This window comes from Paenibacillus sp. 2003 (assembly GCF_031455635.1).
GTDB classification, from domain to species: domain Bacteria; phylum Bacillota; class Bacilli; order Paenibacillales; family Paenibacillaceae; genus Paenibacillus; species Paenibacillus amylolyticus_B.
Map to the genome: position 1 here is coordinate 2,025,957 of NZ_JAVDTB010000001.1, position 18,397 is coordinate 2,044,353.

The following is an 18,397-nucleotide window of genomic DNA, read 5'->3' on the forward strand; positions in this document are numbered from 1 at the left end:
ATTAGATATATATCTAATTAATTAAGAGTGCATAACTTCGGCAAGCGCTTCCGCTACTTCCGGGGAAGGGGGAATCATCACTATGTTTATTTGCGTATTTTTTTACTTTTTGTCCTCCACATGTGTACAAATAATAAAAAAGATGCTACATTGAAATTAGTCCAAACCCCTTTATAACAAGGTTTTTCGCAGAATTACATGTCTCCTGTACAAGGACAAACGTATATCAAGGAGGGAATCGAATGTCAAGTCAAGCATTGGACCAATTTTTAAGTTCAAACATCGAAGATCTAAAGACTAAAGGTCTATATAACTTTATCGATACACTGCAGGGTGCAAATGGTCCTGTTATTCGTATTGACGGAAAGTCCCTAATCAATTTATCTTCTAATAACTATCTGGGCTTGGCAACAGATTACCGCTTGATTGATGCTTCAGTTAAGGCGGCGCAGACATACGGGGCAGGGGCAGGGGCTGTGAGAACAATTAATGGCACGATGGATCTTCATATTGAGCTTGAAGAAAAACTGGCCCGTTTCAAAAAAACGGAAGCCGTTATCGTGTATCAATCGGGATTCAACTGTAATATGGCTGCTATATCCGCAGTAATGGACCAACATGATGCGATTTTGTCCGATGAGCTGAATCACGCTTCAATTATTGATGGCTGCCGCCTGTCGAGAGCCAAGGTGATTCGCTTTAAGCATTCGGATATGAATGATTTAAGACAGCAGGCAAAAGAGGCCAAGGAATCCGGTCAGTACCGTAAAATTATGGTCATCACCGACGGGGTTTTCTCCATGGATGGTGATATAGCAAAGCTGCCCGAAATCGTGAAAATAGCAGAAGAATTCGATCTGATTACTTATGTGGATGATGCCCACGGTTCGGGCGTTCTCGGAGCAGGTGCAGGAACCGTGAAGCATTTTGAATTGTCCGACCGCATTGACTTTCAAATCGGTACTCTTTCCAAGGCGATCGGCGTTGTCGGCGGTTATGTGGCGGGTAAAAAACAACTGATCGAATGGTTGAAGCTGAGAAGCCGTCCGTTTCTGTTCTCGACATCGCTACCTCCGGCTGCAATCGCTTCCTGTAGCGCTTCTATCGACATTTTGATGAATGACAAAGAACTGATCGAGAAGCTATGGGAGAACGGCAATCATTTGAAAAATGGCTTGAGCCGGCTTGGATATGATGTAGGCCAAAGCGAAACTCCGATCACACCTTGTATCATTGGCGATGAAGTAACCACCCAACAGTTCAGCCAACGGCTCTATGAAGAAGGCGTTTACGCCAAGGCAATCCTGTTTCCTACGGTCCCGAAAGGAACTGGAAGAATACGCAACATGCCGACAGCTGCCCATACCAAGGAGATGCTCGACCAAGTGATCTCTGTTTATGAGAAAGTTGGCAAGGAAATGAAGCTGATTTAGTGCATTCGCGGGAGTATATTTCGGGAGGAATGTCTTATGAACAAGATTTTGGTGACCGGGGCACTGGGCCAAATCGGTTCTGAGTTAGTTGTTAAATTACGTGAGATTTATGGTGAGGATCACGTCGTTGCTACGGATCTCAGGTCATCAGCCCACGAAATTACCCGATCCGGACCATTCGAGCTGCTGGACGTGACGAATGATAAGGCGATGTTCGAAATCGCCAAGCGGTACGAAGTGGATACCATCATCCATTTGGCTGCGCTGCTGTCGGCTACCGCAGAGGAGAAACCCCTGCTTGCCTGGAATTTGAATATGGGCGGATTGATGAATGCACTTGAAATATCCAGAGAGCTCGGCTGCCAATTGTTCACTCCAAGCTCCATTGGATCTTTTGGCCCTACGACTCCGAAATACAATACCCCGCAGGATACGATCCAGAGGCCCAATACGATGTACGGCGTGAACAAAGTGTCCGGCGAACTGCTTTGTGATTATTATTTTCACAAGTACGGCCTGGATACTAGGGGGCTACGATTCCCTGGTTTGATATCTTATATGACGCCTCCCGGCGGAGGAACGACCGATTACGCAGTGGAAATTTATTACGCAGCCGTGACGGTTGGCCGGTATACATCTTATATCGCCAAAGACACAAACATGGACATGATGTATATGCCGGATGCCCTAAACGCTATCATCGATTTAATGGAAGCGGATTCTTCCCGGTTGATGCACCGAAACTCATTTAATGTCACCGGAATGAGCGTGGATCCGGAGGCGATCGCTGCAGCAATTCGAGAGGAGTTTCCCGGCTTTATCCTCGATTATGACGTTGATCCGAAGAGACAGGCGATAGCCGATAGCTGGCCGCATTCCATTGATGCGACGGCAGCAAAAACAGAATGGGGATTTCATGCCCGCTACGACTTGAAGGCTATGACGAAGGATATGCTTTCACAGCTAAGCGAGAGACAAATGCTTCGCAAAGCTTAAATTTATTATAAATTTACTGTGCAAACCGAGTAGAAATACAAAAGAATCTGCATCAAGAGGAGGTTTGGCGTTACCCGGACCTTTTGTTGCAGCTTCTTTTTTTCATCCTCCATCTTGCCAGAAGAAATATGGAATGAAAATTACACATGTAGTAAAACAGTTGTGGCTTTTGGTTAACTGTCGAGGTACAAGAACTTATTCCCATTGAAGTCGCTATTTAGCGGCTTTTTTATTTTATCGGTTCAAGTTCTTGTACCGATTGCTGTAATTCACAAATACTAGGTCCTGCTTGTAGTGTTATTGTTAGGCGAATGCAGCTTGTGTGAGGAGAATATCTGTTAAAAATTTTCGGACTGTAATAGAACTCACCAAAAAATGTCCACCCAGGTAAGCAAAATGCGAGCAATTGGTGTATATTTTCAGTGTAATGGAATGGAATAGGCGGGAAATGTACATTTTTTCGGGGGAAGATCTTTAGTATGTGTATAGGAAAGAACAAGCGGGGCTTGTACAATAACATTAGATATTGTAAACGCTTGCTTCACGCCCGAAACTGAAGGAGAACAATTCCAATACCAAAGGAGATGCTTTATGAATCAACAACAACTACCTAAGCCCCACCAGCCGCTCGTAACCCACATCTTCACTGCTGACCCGTCCGCCCATGTCTATGAGGGCAAAATCTACATCTATCCTTCCCATGACCTCGATCATGACGAGCCGAGCAATGATAACGGCGACCAGTATAAAATGGAAGACTATCATGTCCTCTCGATGAACAACTTCGATTCCCCGGTGGTCGACCACGGCGAAGCGCTGCATCTGAGAGATATTCCGTGGGCCTCCAAGCAACTCTGGGCACCGGATGCCGCTTATAAAAACAATACCTATTACCTGTTCTTCCCGGCACGGGACTATGACGGCATCTTCCGTCTGGGTGTGGCAACATCAGAGTCTCCGGCAGGCCCGTTCACGCCGCAACCGAATTATATGGAAGGCAGCTTCAGTATCGATCCAGCCGTACTGGTGGATGACGACAATCAGTCATACATCTATTTCGGCGGACTCTGGGGTGGCCAGCTGGAGAAATGGCAGACCGGCAGCTTCGTGCCAGATGCAGAAGGACCGACTCCTGACCAGCCGGCGCTTGGACCGCAAGTTGCACTGCTTAGCGACGACATGCTGTCCTTCCAGGGCAAGCCAGCCGAGATATCGATTGTCGACGAAGACGGGAATCCGATTCTGGCCGGGGATGAGGACCGGAGATATTTTGAAGGACCATGGATGCATAAATATAACGGGTATTACTACCTGTCCTACTCTACAGGCACCACGCATAAGCTCGTATATGCGATCGGCAAGAATCCGATGGGACCATTCACGTTCAAGGGCGAGATTCTCTCTCCGGTTATCGGCTGGACAACCCACCACTCCATAGTGCAAGTTGAAGACAAGTGGTATCTGTTCTATCACGACAGTTCCCTATCGGAAGGCGTCAACCACAAGCGCTGCGTTAAATATTCCGAGCTGAAATACAACGAAGACGGAACGATCCAGAAGATCAATCCTTATCCGGATGCCGAGTAAGCTGGCAGGTTAGCGGAAACAGATAAGATTACAAGATAAGGCATAACATGAGGCAGCTCCTGACGGGGCTGCTTTTTTGAGTAGAACAGTAAAAAATGATTCTTTCTATAGAGGAGAATAGGGGGAAAGTTACAGGTGCAGATGCCTTTTATTTTTACGAGAATGATCAACGGTTCTTTTTCATAAACAGGATCAAAAGGGGCTGAGCCCGCCCTTAAATAGGATCAGACCTGTTGGAATGACAGCGCAAAACATATTATTGTTAAGTGACAATATAGCAGGAACGTTTTCATATGTCTTATGAAGAAAACAACGCAATAAAAGACAAAAGTTGACGAATATTTGTCCATTATCCGAAATTTGACACATGAAAATTCTGTGTTATTATGTATAATAATAGAAAAATTACACATTTCAAAGAATTGTTCTAGTTAAATTTGGAAGTTTATCGGATGATTTTGTCATCGTTCTACTTAGCAATTAGCTAACTTATTTATCCTTCGCAAAAAAAGTCAGATTAGTTTTCGTATGGTACTTTGGAAAAGGTCACAACGTAAAATTACATGACACTCTTCTTGTTCTACTCCATGTTTAAAGAGTAGGTCCACATTTTCATTATGCAAATCTCAAGACAGCACTTTTATATTAACCACACTCAAAATGCACTCTCTTTCATTTCACATCATATTTGCTGGACACATCGACAACATAACACGTCAGAATTATTTAAAAAGGATGGTGTTATATATGCGTTCAAACGAAGTAGGGGATCCTTTTCTTTTTGAAAGCCAGATAAAGTCAGAATATGAAAAAATAGAGTCAAATGTATTGAGAATCCTGGAATTAAAGAGGGGACAGCTCCCCTTAAAAATAGATGATAAGATCTGGATTAACAACGGAAATATGCTCCACAAAGCTGCTTTGGCTGAGAAAATGCATACGCGATTAGCTCACAGGACGAATCTGATCACCATTGGAGGTACTTGGGAGACTCGAGGTTTTAGTTCCATCGCTCCTTTAATTTATACTATTATCTCTTTTCTACTTCACAAAGGGGAATACAAACTTCTAAAAAATCATGCGCCAGAGATCCTGTATCTCTTTCCAGCGTTTAGTTCCGAGCCTCCTTTTGTGAATGCTCAAAAGCTCGAAGACATTGCACTTCCTCCATCACGTCGCAGATTGCATAAAGAATCTGAACAAATGTTCAGAGTTACACAGACCATTGTTAAAGTTTTATTAGACTATACCAAATATCTGGATCATACAAACACCATATTTCTGTTCGATCAGATCGACAGAATGGACGAGCATTCTCTTCGATGTTTCGCTCGGTTGTCAAAATGTATTGATGATCTGCCCGTTGTCATCGTTGCAACCGTATCCGAAGCTAGTGATCTTGATTCCCGTTTCCCAATGGCAGCAGACAGTGATATTCGTATGCACGTGAATCTGGCCGAAAACAGGAATCGACTACTTGAAAGTCTCTACAACCAAATCACCCCTACTGTACATGAGATAACCGATTGGAAAGATGGGTATGAAAGTAAATTCTCATATGGCAACTCATTAAAGCTGGAGCTTACGAACAATGAAACTCAAAAAACAACAAGACTTCTAGACTGCATGGAGAGTGGGGATACAGAACAACTGGACGAGATATTACTTGAAGCTCTGGAGACCAGTGTCTTCACACAAAATTATGAACATGCGCTCTTTCTTGCCAATAAAGTATCCCGGTATATCCATGATCTGAAAAAACAAACCACAGTTGAACTATGGATATATATGGGGTTGTGTTATGCGTATATGGTTGAATACGATAAAGCACTTAACCTTTTTAAGCATGCGCTTACCTTCACAGAAGATAAATTAAAAAAATCCGAATTACACTTGTATACCGCATTACTGTGTACAAAAAGGTTAAACACCCCATTAGTAGGAAGGGGATTTATTGATCAAGCACTCCAAAACATAGCGGATACGACCGGTTCCGAAGTAGAAGTTGAGCGAACTTGGTTACATAACCTAAGGGCACTTACCTACGTGGAAACGGGCGATTTAGCTCAAGCATTTAAAGAATGCAAACAAGGACTTGAACACATAAAGGAAGGTAATCGAAAGGAAGATGCCATCCATATAAAAATAAACTTAATATCCAATATATCTGTTTTGTTTGAATATATGAAGAAAGTGGACACAGCACTCAAACATTGGTCAAAATTCGAAAAGTTTGTTACTCATTCAAGCCCGGTTTTTACGAAGCATTATTTATACAGGAAAGCAGGGCTGCTCTTCAAACTCCAGCGATACGCTGAAGCAATCCAATCATTAAAAGATAGTTATCGCATTGCAAAAGACATGAATGATGCTTTTCATATGGACATCATTGCCAGAAGTCTGGGAGCCATATATTTTGAGCAGCGGCTTTATGATAAAGCGACGCAGTGGTACAGAAGAAGTCTTGATTCCAAGTTACTGCTTATACAGGATGAAGACCTTCCTCGGGTCGCAACGGCACTAGCGATATGTCTAGAAAAGCAAGGAAATGGGGATGAGGGGAAGCAGGAAATTTTGAACAGCTTAAAAATCCAATCCAAAGGAAGCGCTGCGGAGAAAGCAAGTGAAATCCTTCTAAGATGGGATCAAAAGAAAGATGAGACATGGGAGAGTTACGTAACATGGTCAATCCAAAAACCAGAAACCAAATTGAATCGACCGTTTGATCTGACTAATCTTTATTCTGAAAAACCGGAGAGAATCCGTGTGGGTTAATACATCTACCTGGGAATGGCTAAAGCCATATGTATTACGTAGCACCTCTCTCCCTATAGAAAACATTCTTCAGCTAAGAGTAGTAACAACCAAGGAACATTTTAAACAATGGAAAAAGGCACGTAAAGATTATGAAGATTGGTGCGATCATTGGATTCAAGAGATCCGATCGATTCCAAAACAGAATGTTGTCCTTTCCCATCAACGTAAGATCATCCGAAGAATAGAACATAAGAATCCCTTAACAGACAATGATAAATCTATACTGCTAGACTGGCACATGGAAGAGCATATCCATAATTATTCTCTTAAACATCAACAGATCGCTCAATATGAAATGTTAAGTCGCAAAACATTTGAGGAAGAACTCGAGTTATTACAACAAAAGCTGTTTGAACTGTATCAGTCTGATCTTTATGACCGAATGCTTTATACGATTAACCCGGCATTTTGGAACTTTTATCAAACCTATAAGCAAAAAGATCAGGCGAGCTTTAGTCAAAAAAGACAGATGGGGAGAACCCTCTTCGCCTATCTTCAACGTGTTACTACAAAAAACGATACGATGGGTGAATTCGGTCCCATTAGTTATGGCATTTTAGATCAAGGATCACCCCTAAAAGAAAGAAAGATCATACAGAAAAAAGCATTCATCTCGCATCAAGCGCTGCAAAAAATATTAACTGCAATAAAGGAAGACTTGGGAGAAAAAATAGCGGAATGGAGGCTTCCTTCCTCCTCCGTAGATGGCTTAGATGAATTGCAACGTCTACTTCAATCAGGGGATTACCATTCCCATAAATGGCTCATTACTTTGTCAGAGATCGAGCACTATCTCGATAAGTATGTCAATAGTTCATCTCCTACTGAAAAGAGTAAAACCATAGCTAACCTAGAAGAAATTTATACTCGAATTACGGGAGAGCGTTATCAAGGTAAAAACACCCAATATTTTGCGGATAAAACCTTAGTTTACGAGGAGTGTTATGATCAGCAGTTTATGCCCGTCGTTATCTCGAAGGATCTTTGGCAGGAATTAGACCAAGCCATACTAATCCAAGCAAAACTTCGATTAGAACGGTGGAAGGTATTCCAAAGAACAGCCATGCAACAATTTGAAAAAGTTAGTCATGGCCGTTCATCTATACCAGCAAAGAAATGGATATCGTATTGGCTAAGGAACCCTCCAACCTTAAAAAATCAGTCCATGGTGGAATTTCTAGAGACTTGGTTGGTCGAAGATCAGGGTACTTCCTACATTCAGGTGCCTCAAAGTGTGTTGCAGGAATGGCAAGCAGAACTGAATTCATTTAGATGGCTTCTATCTCCTGACCTTATGATCGCTGGCAGTGAAAGTGACGCGGGGATCGAGGTCACATCCATTGTTATAGGAGAACTTCATCATGGTTTTACGGGCGATGGGTGGATGCAATTTTTTAATAAGGAAAAAGGAAAACTACGACAAACCGTACATGAAGCCCTACATGTAGAGAATAGTGCAAAATCGTGGGGAAATTGGATATTTAAACGCACAATGAAAAGCACACCACAGGAATATCCGGGTCTTTCCGTAGAATTAACCGGTGTTTCTGCATCCAGCAAAGATAACATTTTGTCTTTAGACCAACTTGAAGTACGAATTAAAAATAATGAAGTAGCCCTTTTTATCAAAAACACTCATCATTGCTTACATTTTTATGCTCCTGCTCTTGGATTTAAAGAAGAAACTTTTTTTCCGTTTGCGCTGTTCTGTTCACCCATGTTTGATCCACCTAAATCAACATCAAAAGGTAGACACCCATCCCTTAAAGTAGGGAGGGTCACCATAATGCGTGAGCATTGGAGGTTTGAACCTTCAGATTGGGTCGGGGAGCAGAACATATCGGATTGGTTTCAACAGTTTGAACGGCTGCAGACGATCCAAAAAAGATTTCATTTACCATCCGAGGGTTTTCTTCATTTCTCACATGAACAGAAGCCCATGTGGTTTGATTTTGATAATCCTTTTTGTGCGGATATGTTTTTTAACGAAGTCAAAAAAGCAACTTCTTTTATGTTCACGAGAATGGATCCTTCTCCAGAGGATTTATTCATTAAAGATGAGAAGGGGCACTACTGTTGTGAGCTGCGTACTTTTGTATATAGAAAAGAAAACTCCATTTAGCGTTAACGATAGTCTTTATTATACCTTGCAAAGGAGGTGATGAAGATGGCTGACACAGTTGAATTAGAAGAATTGGATCTGGAATTAGAAGACCTTGATGATATCGATTTCGAATTGGAAGAGATCGAGGATAAGATTGCCCCTCTAGCCCTTTAGTCACACCAATTTTTGCGTATAGGGATCGGCTTTTACAGCCGATTCTTTACGCAAAAAATGAAGTAAAGAATGAACAAAAAGGGGGATATCATGCAGAATATTCACCTATTTGCTGAATACAAGAAAACGGAGCTTCGCGTATTTTACAATCTTGAAAAAAGCGAAATTAAGAACCTGACCGAGATGGGCAGTGCTGTTCGATTGAATCATGGGGCTCATCGACAAGTCATCGCGATCTCGGACTTGAATCCGGATTCACTTTATTCTGCTTCCAAACATCTTGTAAGAGGAGACCCATTACCGTTGTTTAAACATTGGGATCCCAAGCAGGAGAAAGCTTTTGAGGATGATTTAACGGACGAAATAGACAAGTGGAATCATCACATGAATCATTTAGCTCTTCATTTTTCACCAGAGGTCATATCAACAAGAGCTTACTGGAAATCTGTAAAGCAACATGTATGGTTTTTTGCGACAGAAGTCGGGCTTCGAGAAGATATCAGGCCTTGTTTCATGTTGGAGTTGGAAGTACTTGCGAGACAAAATAAGAAAACAACGAAGTCGAGTGTGACGAAGAGCTGGATTTCTCCAAAATATGTAAACCGGGCAGAACTTGAAAAGTTAGTTCTGTACGCTGCAGAATCAGCGTTGGACAAGCTCCATGCAAAACCATTTCACTCAGGAGCATACTCGTTAGTCTTAGGCCCTTTAGCAGCTCCTGGCATCTTTCATGAAGTTGTGGGTCATGGACTCGAAGCAGATATAGCTGCTCTAACAGGCGCTGCATTTCATAACAGTAAAGGTGAAAGAATTGGCTCCGACAAACTTACCATTGTAGATGATCCAACAAGTTTGGGTTTGCCCGGGAGCTATAACATAGATGACGAAGGAATCACCGCCAAATGCACCACATTAGTGGAAGAGGGGAGAATTTCAAATTATTTAAGTCACCTGCACAGTAAAGTACAGAGCAACGGACATGGACGTGTCATAAATTATGCCCATCCTCCCCTGGTAAGAATGTCTAATACGTTCGTATTGCCCGGGGAAGATGAACCAGAAGAAATCATTTTAGAAACGAAATCAGGTATTTATATAAAAAATGCTTTTAATGGAGACGTAAATATGATCACTGGGGAATTTAAGATTCATGTTACCGAAGGTTATCTCATAGAAAACGGTAAATTAACAACGCCAATAACGCCCTCCATATTAAAGGGGGATGGGCGCAAGCTGCTTCGTTCTATTGATAGGGTAGGGAATGATTTTCAGATTCATGCGGAAGTAAGAGGTGGATGCGGAAAACTAGGGCAATCTCCTTTACCCGTCTCGGCTGGATCACCAACAGTAAGAGTACTTGATTGGGAAGTGCAGGCCATAGACTCATGAGAAGATATGCGGATTATTATGGAACAGAATTATGTCAGAAATCATGGATCATGACCGAAATGGAATCCCTTTATTCGGAGAGAAAAGGATGCGGATCATCGTTACGGAGGTGGAACGATGATCAATTCTATTCATGTATTCGTCCTTTATCCAATTATACAAATGTGAAAAATCAAAATTGGAGTCAGTGGAGCTGTGATACAGGAGTCTCAGGGGTTGTACCACACCGGTCAGATCCAAAGAATATATATCAACCTCATTTGGAAATTTACCAACCCGTCTCAACCCATACAGTAGATCATATCCTGCGTGAAGGAAAAGAAATGATATTTTCTATCGCTGATCTTATCGTGAGCCCAACCCTATTTTTCGAAACGGAAGAGAAAACGGCCTTTTACCAAGATACGGAGGGAAGAGAACACGAGAAAAGAGAGACTCAACATACCGTTTCTGTTTTGGTTCAAGGGAAATCCAATAGAGCCAGTACGACATTCTCTTTTCGCTCCATGACAGATTTAGATTGGCAGTCACTATGTGGAGAGTTAAATAATCAACTGCAAACTCAAGCAGAGCGCCCAAAAAGAAGTGTAAATCATTCATCCATCATATTAACGGAGCAGGGAACAGAAGAGCTGCTTAAAGCTCTCGGAAACCTTTTTATTTCTGACTATATGGATACGAATGTACCCGTACTTTGGCAGAAACAAGGGAAACGAATTGCAAGTCCAGCACTCACATTAACGGATTGCGCTCACCTCCCTAAGCTGCTGAGAAGCTCAAGTTTTGATGATGAAGGAGCCCTGTGTAAAGACATTGCATTAATTAAAAATGGTGTATTTAACGAAGCCTTGCATTCACTTTCTTCTTCAACCAGGCATAAGCAGATGGCTAATGGCCGAGCGTTTCGTAAAGATTATCAGACTATGCCTAAAATTCAATATACGAACCTGAAGGTAGAGGAAGGCTCCCATTCAACAGAAGAATTGATAACTAGAAACCCATCCGGTTTCTTATTGAATCGCAGCTACGGTGGACATATTCGAGGTGGCAAGCTCGTTTTTGGAGCGGAAGGTTGGAGAATTCATAATAACACCTTGGTAGAGAGATTAACCCAAGTCCAAATTGAAGCGCCTTTATTTCAGATGTTACGTTCAATTGATCCTGCAACAGATGGATACAGCAATACATTAGGTAGAGGATTTATATCTCCATCTTTGTATGTAGAAAACGTATCTGTAATCTATTAAAGAGGTGAGATCATGAAGGTAATGAAATCCGATAAACTCGACCTTTTCAATTGGATAGACCAGGGGGCAGAGCATCAGTGGTTTTCCGCTTCTCCGAGTATTACGGGCCGGGAGCATCAAGAGCTGCCTCCTTTACACGAAAGAAAGTCCATCCTGATCGAGCTAAAAGAGGACACATATCTGCCGGCCAAGCTGCTTTATAAGGTGTGGGATGTTTTAATTGATCCTTATATTGCAAAAAGAATTACCATTCAAAATGCCTACAAAGCTTTGCATCAGGCTCTTAAAGAGGATGAGACAGGCTGGTTAACTCCCCTTCCAGCTCACCCAATGGATCGGCAATTTTCAACCAATATGGAGAAAATACTTCGTATAGCTAATGATACGGTGAGCTGTTTACTGGAGATTCGCGAGCAGACAACCGAAATACAAGTCCCCTGGATTCTACCATTAAATGTCTCTTACTTGGATAAGGTAAGTTTGATATTTTTGCAACGACTTATTTATCGGACGAAAAAACTTCCGATTGCTATAGATACGTATTACTTCTACCAAGAACACATCTCATCTAAAGATCTAGATGCAAATCAACTCATTCATATTCGTGTACGGGATTTTTATAAATCATTAGGTGTAGACCACTTAAATCAAACGGACAAGACCAGATTAAGCAATGAACGGTTCCAACTATTAAAAACACCTTTAGAAAAAGCAGTTGTTTGGTGTGACGGCTACTCAGTATTGGCACACGCAAACCAATTGCTTACTAAGGTATGCAAGGACGAAGAAGAGGCAGAACTTTTATTTCTTGTCATGCGTGCGTACCTATTCGAGAGACAGCTCTCTGCAGCAGAATCAACACTGCAAAAAATCATTCAAACCAATAAATACTCCAGCAGTATTCGTGCAAGAGCATCGATCTACTATGCATTGTTATTAGCGAATCATATTAAACGTCCTGAAGAAGCAATTCACGTTGTAGATCAAGGGATGACGTTTCTGAGTGGAATGAATGATGAGTCGGCGGTCAGAGAGATGGCTTGGTTACATAATGTAAAAGCTTTAACTTATTACAGGCTTCAACAACTGCCCCAGGCAGCGAAATCCTTACAACAAGTTAAGGTATACATTAAGCAACTAGGGAAGGAGGATACGGTTCTGCTTTCATCTGCATATGCTCAGAACTCAAGCTACCTTTATGAAGCCATTGGAAAAATAGATGCAGCAATACAGACACAGCAGATATTTATCCAGAAAAACGCAGGCCAGGACGACAGTTTTTTAGTTGCACATTGGTTCCGTATTGGATTTCTAGCTGGAAAAAAAGGTGAACTTCATATGGCGCTAAGTTGGTTAGACAAAGCGTACGAAGCTTGTAACCGGATATCTGACCCTTATATGCAAGAATGGATTGCCAGAAGTACAGCATATATATTACTTCAGTCAAAGGAGATGGATCGAGCAGCATTATGGCTACAAAGAAGCACAGATCTATGCAAAAAAATTCATCTCCTGCCTGAGTTGATAAGTGTATCTACAGCTCTATATGCAGTCCACCAAATGATTGGTGTATCAGAAGAGCCATCGGAATCACCAATCAGACGAGATGAGAGTTTATCTCCTTCAGAATTGAGGATTAGAAAAGAGCAATTAGAACATATCGAAAGAGGGGAGATTGAAGTTTACCAAATCATCCCGAAGCCGAATTCAAGATTTTTTTATCCTTTTCATCATTTTTGGTTTTAAGGGAGGAACCTCATTTGTCAGAAATCATACCTCTACGTAAAAATAGAAGTTTTAATTTTTGGGTATCCGCCCAAATTGTTTCGCCAATAGCGGAAAGTTTCTCAACAATTCTAATTACATGGACCATTTGGAAAGAGTCCAATTCAACTACACTCCTGGCTTTAACCCTGATTCTTACGACGATCCCACAAATTATTTTTGGAATGGTTGCTGGAGTCGCAACGGATCGGTTTAACCGCAAGAAAATTGTGATGTTTTGTAATGCAATAAGAGCAGTCCTCATGGTTGTGATGGGACTCTTAGCCTTTTCTAGTCTCTTAAATGAAATCATTTTTATGCTGGCTTCGTTCATATTGGGTTTCTTGCGTTTATTTGCAATGACCGCTTACAGAGCAGCCATGCCAGGTATCGTTCATAAAGAGCAATTAATGAAAGCCAACTCTATCACCAACAGTGTAAGAATGGGCTTTTGGCTGATTGGACCGTTATTTGCTGGATTCTCATTAACCTTACTTAGTACCGGTCAAATTATGATTATGAACGCGATCCTATTTATTATTTCTGTTTTTTTACTTATGCCTGTGCAGATTAAACAAGTGAAGGTGGAGCATAAGAACAAAAATCTCTTTAAAGAGCTAGGTGTCGGATTAAAACTGGTTTCTCAGGATCGACTTATCTTCTCCATTTTTATCACGTTTGCTGCGTTTACATGTTTCGGTCGAGGGATTGCCCATCTAGGTAATCTGATGGTATCGAACGAAATTGGATTGGACTCGTCAGGTTTTGGTGTTCTTTCGAGTGCTGATGGATTTGGATACCTCGTTGCAGGAATTATTCTGGCTCGTCTTGCGATTAAAAACAAATATCGTACAATGATGCTCGCTTGGCTAGGCGGCGGAGTCGCATTTCTTTTCATGCCGTTTAGTGATTCTATATGGCTTCCTCTCATTCTGTTGTTCATGGTTGGTTTAACTCAACCCTTCGTCGATGTACCCTTAGTTACTTTAGTACAACAAAGAGTGGCAGATGAACATTTAGGTAAGGTTTTTGGATTTCATACGGTAACCATCTGGATTGGAGAATTCATGGCCTATGCGTTATTTGGATATTTGTTTGGGGCTTTTACCCCTACTATGGTCTATGCAACTTCCGGTTTCATCGTAGGACTTCTGGCGATCGGAATGTTGATCTTTGCTCGAATCAGGCTGAAATACACGCAAGACAACATTCAACAACCAGAGAGCATGGCGAAGAACATCAGTAATTAGGAGGTGCAACAATGACGTCAGAAATGACAACGGATAATCAACGGAAACAATTAGACCAAGGCGAATGGCGTTTCTTCCCGCATGTTATTCTTCGTAGTGCAGGGTTTCCCTTACACTGGTTACAACAGCTTTCTTTTTCAGTCACATCCGAGTTGATTTATGAAAAGAAAAAACATGAAGCAAAGTGTAAAGAAGCACTTCAGGATTTTAAAGTCGCACTAAGGAGCATGCCTGAATTAACGAATCGACAAAGAAAGAGACTGCATCGCCAACTGGATCTTTATACATGGCCAGAGGGTGAGGGGAGTCGTGAATTACTAAGCAGAATAGACGATCATCAGCTCATAGAAGCAAAGGAAAGAATCAATACATTAAAGGAAATATACAAACAAATAAACACGGTATTTGAAGACGAGTTAATGAGAAACAGGAGACATTTGCAGCAAATATTTATTGAAAAGGTAAATCTTCAAGAAGCGACCTACCTTTCATCTCCAAATGCATATGATAATGGATTAAACTTGTTTCTAACAAATGAGTTGGATTCATCTCGCACACATAGGCAACGAAAAAAGGAAAAGATGGCAGCGAAATATTTACAGCGGTTCACTTCCAAGAATGAAACAGCCAGTTTCTATGGCCCTGCTAACTACGGCGTGTTTACATTTCAGCCTGGCCAACTGGAGATCCGTATTAACGGTAAAATAAAGCGTCAATTATTTCTTGCTTACTGGGCAGTACAAAGCCTAGCCGACAAAATTGCACATGATTCACATGTACAGCCTTATCTTAAACCTAAACTCAGCCCATTCCTTATAAGAGAGGGATCTCGGCTTAGACAAGCAGCGAACAACAAATTAATCCGACTTCCGGATAAATATCATCAAATTATTGAAGAATGCAATGGGGTAAAGAACGTTATTGAAATCGCTCATGCTCTGGATTTACCGGTTACCGAATGTCTGTCACGAATGATGAAATTAAAAGAAAAACGTGTACTGGTAGTGGAAGTTGATTTTCCAACTTCGGTATTTGAAACGTTTCACGAGCTAAAAGAGTGGATCAGCCGGCTACCAAAGGACTGTGCGTCAAAGGCAACCTGGCAAGAAATTGCTGATGAATGGTCTACCCTTTTAAAGGAATGGAATCAAAGCAGCCGCTTTGAACAACGCCGCAAGCTGTTAAAGTCACTTGAAACATCCTTCGAAAAACATATTGGATTATCTTCTAGGAAAGATCAGGGAAAGCATTATAGCGACAGAATGATTGTATATGAAGAGGCTTCCGGAGATGTCTCCACTTGTCGGATTGGACAACAATTAAAGGACAAATGGAAAGCACAATTAAGCCCCATTTTTCGATTGTTGACTTGCCGTGCTGCTGTTGAACACCAGGCATTCACACAATTTGCCTATGAGGAATATGAGAAATTTGAGAATAAACCTAACTTTTTATCCTTTGCCCTGCATATGCAACAACGCAAACAACATGCACTGGACTATGTAAACAAATCACTTCAGGCATTTGATCATAAGCTGATCACAACACTTCAAGCCTGTTCGCTTGATAGAGGGAAAATTAGTCTTACAGAAGAAGAGATTGAATCTTTTTGTTCTCAATATCCTACAACAGAGTTGGCTTTATTCAGTCCGGATGTAATGATTGCAGCGCCTCATGCTGATGCGATAAATCAGGGGAATTATCAACTGGTATTAGGCGAGGTTCACAGCGGTATTCAGGTATGGAGCGTGTTAGACTCCGTTTACCCTGAAAAAGATCAACTCAATGCGGAGATCTATCATCATTTAGGTGACCGTTTACAATCCCTTTGGCTCGAACATGTAGGACCAAGAGCACCCGGGAAAACCTTTAGACCTGAACTAAGCGGGGGCATAACCGTAGAAAACTTAGGTCGCTCAATGAAATCCCGTGGAGAAGTAAGAGTGGTTTCTGAGTTAGATCTAGTATATGATCAGCGTTTTTACATTTTAGAGGCCGGGCATAAAAAGATCATGGACTTAGAGACGGATGTTGAACCTCTGAATCAGATATTTAGTTTTCCTTGCGTCAAATCGTTTTCTATTCAAATGGGTGAACATACGCCACGAATCGAGATAAACGGAGTTGTTTTTCAGCGTGAACGCTGGAAACTAAACAGTCAAGAGATTTTAGAGAGTGCTAGTGACAAAGCCATCAACGAATGGTTGCTTATCGAATGGGCCATTGCGTTCAAAGAGCAGTATTCTATGCCTCGGTGTGTATATGTAAGGGGAGATAACGAACCTAAACCCATCTTCGTTGACTTTGAAAACTTTTTCACCTTGGAATTGCTGATCCAGCTCCTAAAGAAAAACGAAATCGTAGTTATATCGGAGATGTTGCCCGCAGCGGATGAGCTATGGTTTGAACGTCATGAATGTAAGCATACTTCTGAATTCCGTTTCAGTGTCATATATGAGAATCTGACCTAGCAGCATGACGTTTATGTTAGGAGGAACTTATGAGAGAGAGCTTTGATATATGTGTAATAGGAGGCGGGGTCATTGGCCTGTCTATTGCTATCCATGCAGCGCAAAAGGGAGCAAAAGTAGTCATCGTAGAGAAAGGAAAACTTGGTCAGGAAGCATCAGGAGGTCGTGCTGGCTTATTAACCACGGTCTCAGAAGGATCAAGTGAGGAACATCCTTACTCCAAGTTATCCAGAGAAGCACTCCAATATCTTCTCCATTGGATTCCAGAACTACACAGCAAAACACAGATCAGTAGTGGACTTGTTCAACAGGACTTAATGCGACTTTCAATAAATCAAGAAGAGACCGTGATTCTCGAAGAGACCTTTCAAATTCAATCCGCAGCTAATTCTAAGACAACTATATTGAGTGCAGAAAAAGCTAGAGAGATTGAGCCTTTGCTGTCTAGTCATATTCAAATGGCCGTCCATAGTCCTGAGGAATACCATTTAGACCCGGTACAATTTTCTCATGCCTTAGCAAAAATGGCGAGGACGTTAGGTGTAGCGATCAAAGAACAGACCGAAGCCGTTCAACTGATTCAACAGAATCAACGTCTGTACGGAATATTAACGAATCACGGGGATCAGATCCGAGCTAAAACTACCGTATTAGCTGCAGGAGCTTGGTCTGGTTTACTCGCAAGATGGGCTAAATTAAAGCTTCCTGTGTATCCTTTGAAAGGACAGATTATGGTTCTAAAACAGGGAGATGTCGATCTGAACGTCATGATTAACACTTCTAAAGGCTATATACTCTCAAAGCCAAATGGCACCATTGTGTTAGGAGCAACCAACGAGAGAGAAAAATTCAACAAAGCCATTACGCCAAAAGGGCTTGAACAATTGCTCCCCTTATTTGACTATGTACCGGAACTTAAACAATGTGAAATACAGGAATTATGGGCTGGCCTTCGTCCAGCTACCTCAGATGGACAACCGATCATCGGTGTTGTTCCGGGATGGGAAGGGTTTTATTTAGCGACAGGTCACACTCGACACGGAGTCCTGCTCAGCGGTTTAACGGGACAATTAGTTGCGCAAGAACTGGAAAATAACAAAACTCCCCATCTGCTGAAAGCGTTCTGCTTCGAGCGGTTTGCAGCAGTAGGAATGAGGTGAAATCG

The 18,397-nt window shown here is 41.7% G+C and carries 12 protein-coding genes; all 12 read left to right on the forward strand.

The annotated features are described in order from the left end of the window. Nucleotides 1-242: 242 nt before the first annotated feature. The gene (locus tag J2X75_RS08865; RefSeq protein ID WP_310335827.1) at nucleotides 243-1,433 is read left to right on the forward strand and encodes a glycine C-acetyltransferase; all 1,191 of its coding nucleotides are present in this window, start codon (nucleotides 243-245) and stop codon (nucleotides 1,431-1,433) included. 36 nt (nucleotides 1,434-1,469) lie between these two features. Next, nucleotides 1,470-2,429: an L-threonine 3-dehydrogenase gene (locus tag J2X75_RS08870; RefSeq protein WP_310335830.1), complete on the forward strand. Its 960-nt coding sequence runs from the start codon at nucleotides 1,470-1,472 to the stop codon at nucleotides 2,427-2,429. Nucleotides 2,430-3,020: 591 nt separating this feature from the next. Then, nucleotides 3,021-4,016 carry a glycoside hydrolase family 43 protein gene (locus J2X75_RS08875; RefSeq protein WP_310335831.1) on the forward strand — a complete coding sequence of 332 codons (996 nt, stop codon included), beginning with the start codon at nucleotides 3,021-3,023 and terminating at the stop codon, nucleotides 4,014-4,016. A 747-nt stretch (nucleotides 4,017-4,763) separates the two neighbouring features. Continuing rightward, nucleotides 4,764-6,791, forward strand: coding sequence for a tetratricopeptide repeat protein (locus tag J2X75_RS08880; RefSeq protein WP_310335832.1), 2,028 nt, complete (start codon nucleotides 4,764-4,766; stop codon nucleotides 6,789-6,791). Next, a complete protein-coding gene (locus tag J2X75_RS08885) occupies nucleotides 6,781-8,955 on the forward strand; it encodes a hypothetical protein (protein ID WP_310335835.1) in 2,175 nt (724 codons plus the stop codon). The genes J2X75_RS08880 and J2X75_RS08885 overlap by 11 nt, the downstream gene beginning before the upstream one ends. A gap of 45 nt (nucleotides 8,956-9,000) precedes the next feature. Further along, nucleotides 9,001-9,111 carry an ammosamide/lymphostin RiPP family protein gene (locus J2X75_RS08890; protein ID WP_148089725.1) on the forward strand — a complete coding sequence of 37 codons (111 nt, stop codon included), beginning with the start codon at nucleotides 9,001-9,003 and terminating at the stop codon, nucleotides 9,109-9,111. A gap of 90 nt (nucleotides 9,112-9,201) precedes the next feature. Continuing rightward, nucleotides 9,202-10,500, forward strand: a complete 1,299-nt coding sequence (locus J2X75_RS08895) for a TldD/PmbA family protein (RefSeq protein WP_310335837.1) — start codon at nucleotides 9,202-9,204, stop codon at nucleotides 10,498-10,500. Continuing rightward, on the forward strand, nucleotides 10,497-11,747 hold the full coding sequence (locus tag J2X75_RS08900) for a metallopeptidase TldD-related protein (RefSeq protein ID WP_310335839.1): 1,251 nt from the start codon (nucleotides 10,497-10,499) through the stop codon (nucleotides 11,745-11,747). The genes J2X75_RS08895 and J2X75_RS08900 overlap by 4 nt, the downstream gene beginning before the upstream one ends. Before the next feature lie 12 nt (nucleotides 11,748-11,759). After that, entirely contained in the window at nucleotides 11,760-13,493 is a 1,734-nt protein-coding gene (locus tag J2X75_RS08905; protein ID WP_310335840.1) for a tetratricopeptide repeat protein, read from the forward strand. Between the two features lie 14 nt (nucleotides 13,494-13,507). Further along, nucleotides 13,508-14,761, forward strand: a complete 1,254-nt coding sequence (locus J2X75_RS08910) for an MFS transporter (protein ID WP_167483575.1) — start codon at nucleotides 13,508-13,510, stop codon at nucleotides 14,759-14,761. Between the two features lie 11 nt (nucleotides 14,762-14,772). After that, nucleotides 14,773-17,232, forward strand: a complete 2,460-nt coding sequence (locus J2X75_RS08915; RefSeq protein WP_310335841.1) for a lantibiotic dehydratase — start codon at nucleotides 14,773-14,775, stop codon at nucleotides 17,230-17,232. Nucleotides 17,233-17,261: 29 nt separating this feature from the next. Continuing rightward, nucleotides 17,262-18,392 (forward strand): glycine oxidase ThiO, encoded by a 1,131-nt coding sequence (gene thiO, locus J2X75_RS08920; RefSeq protein WP_310335843.1) that lies wholly within the window; start codon nucleotides 17,262-17,264, stop codon nucleotides 18,390-18,392. Nucleotides 18,393-18,397 lie beyond the last annotated feature (5 nt).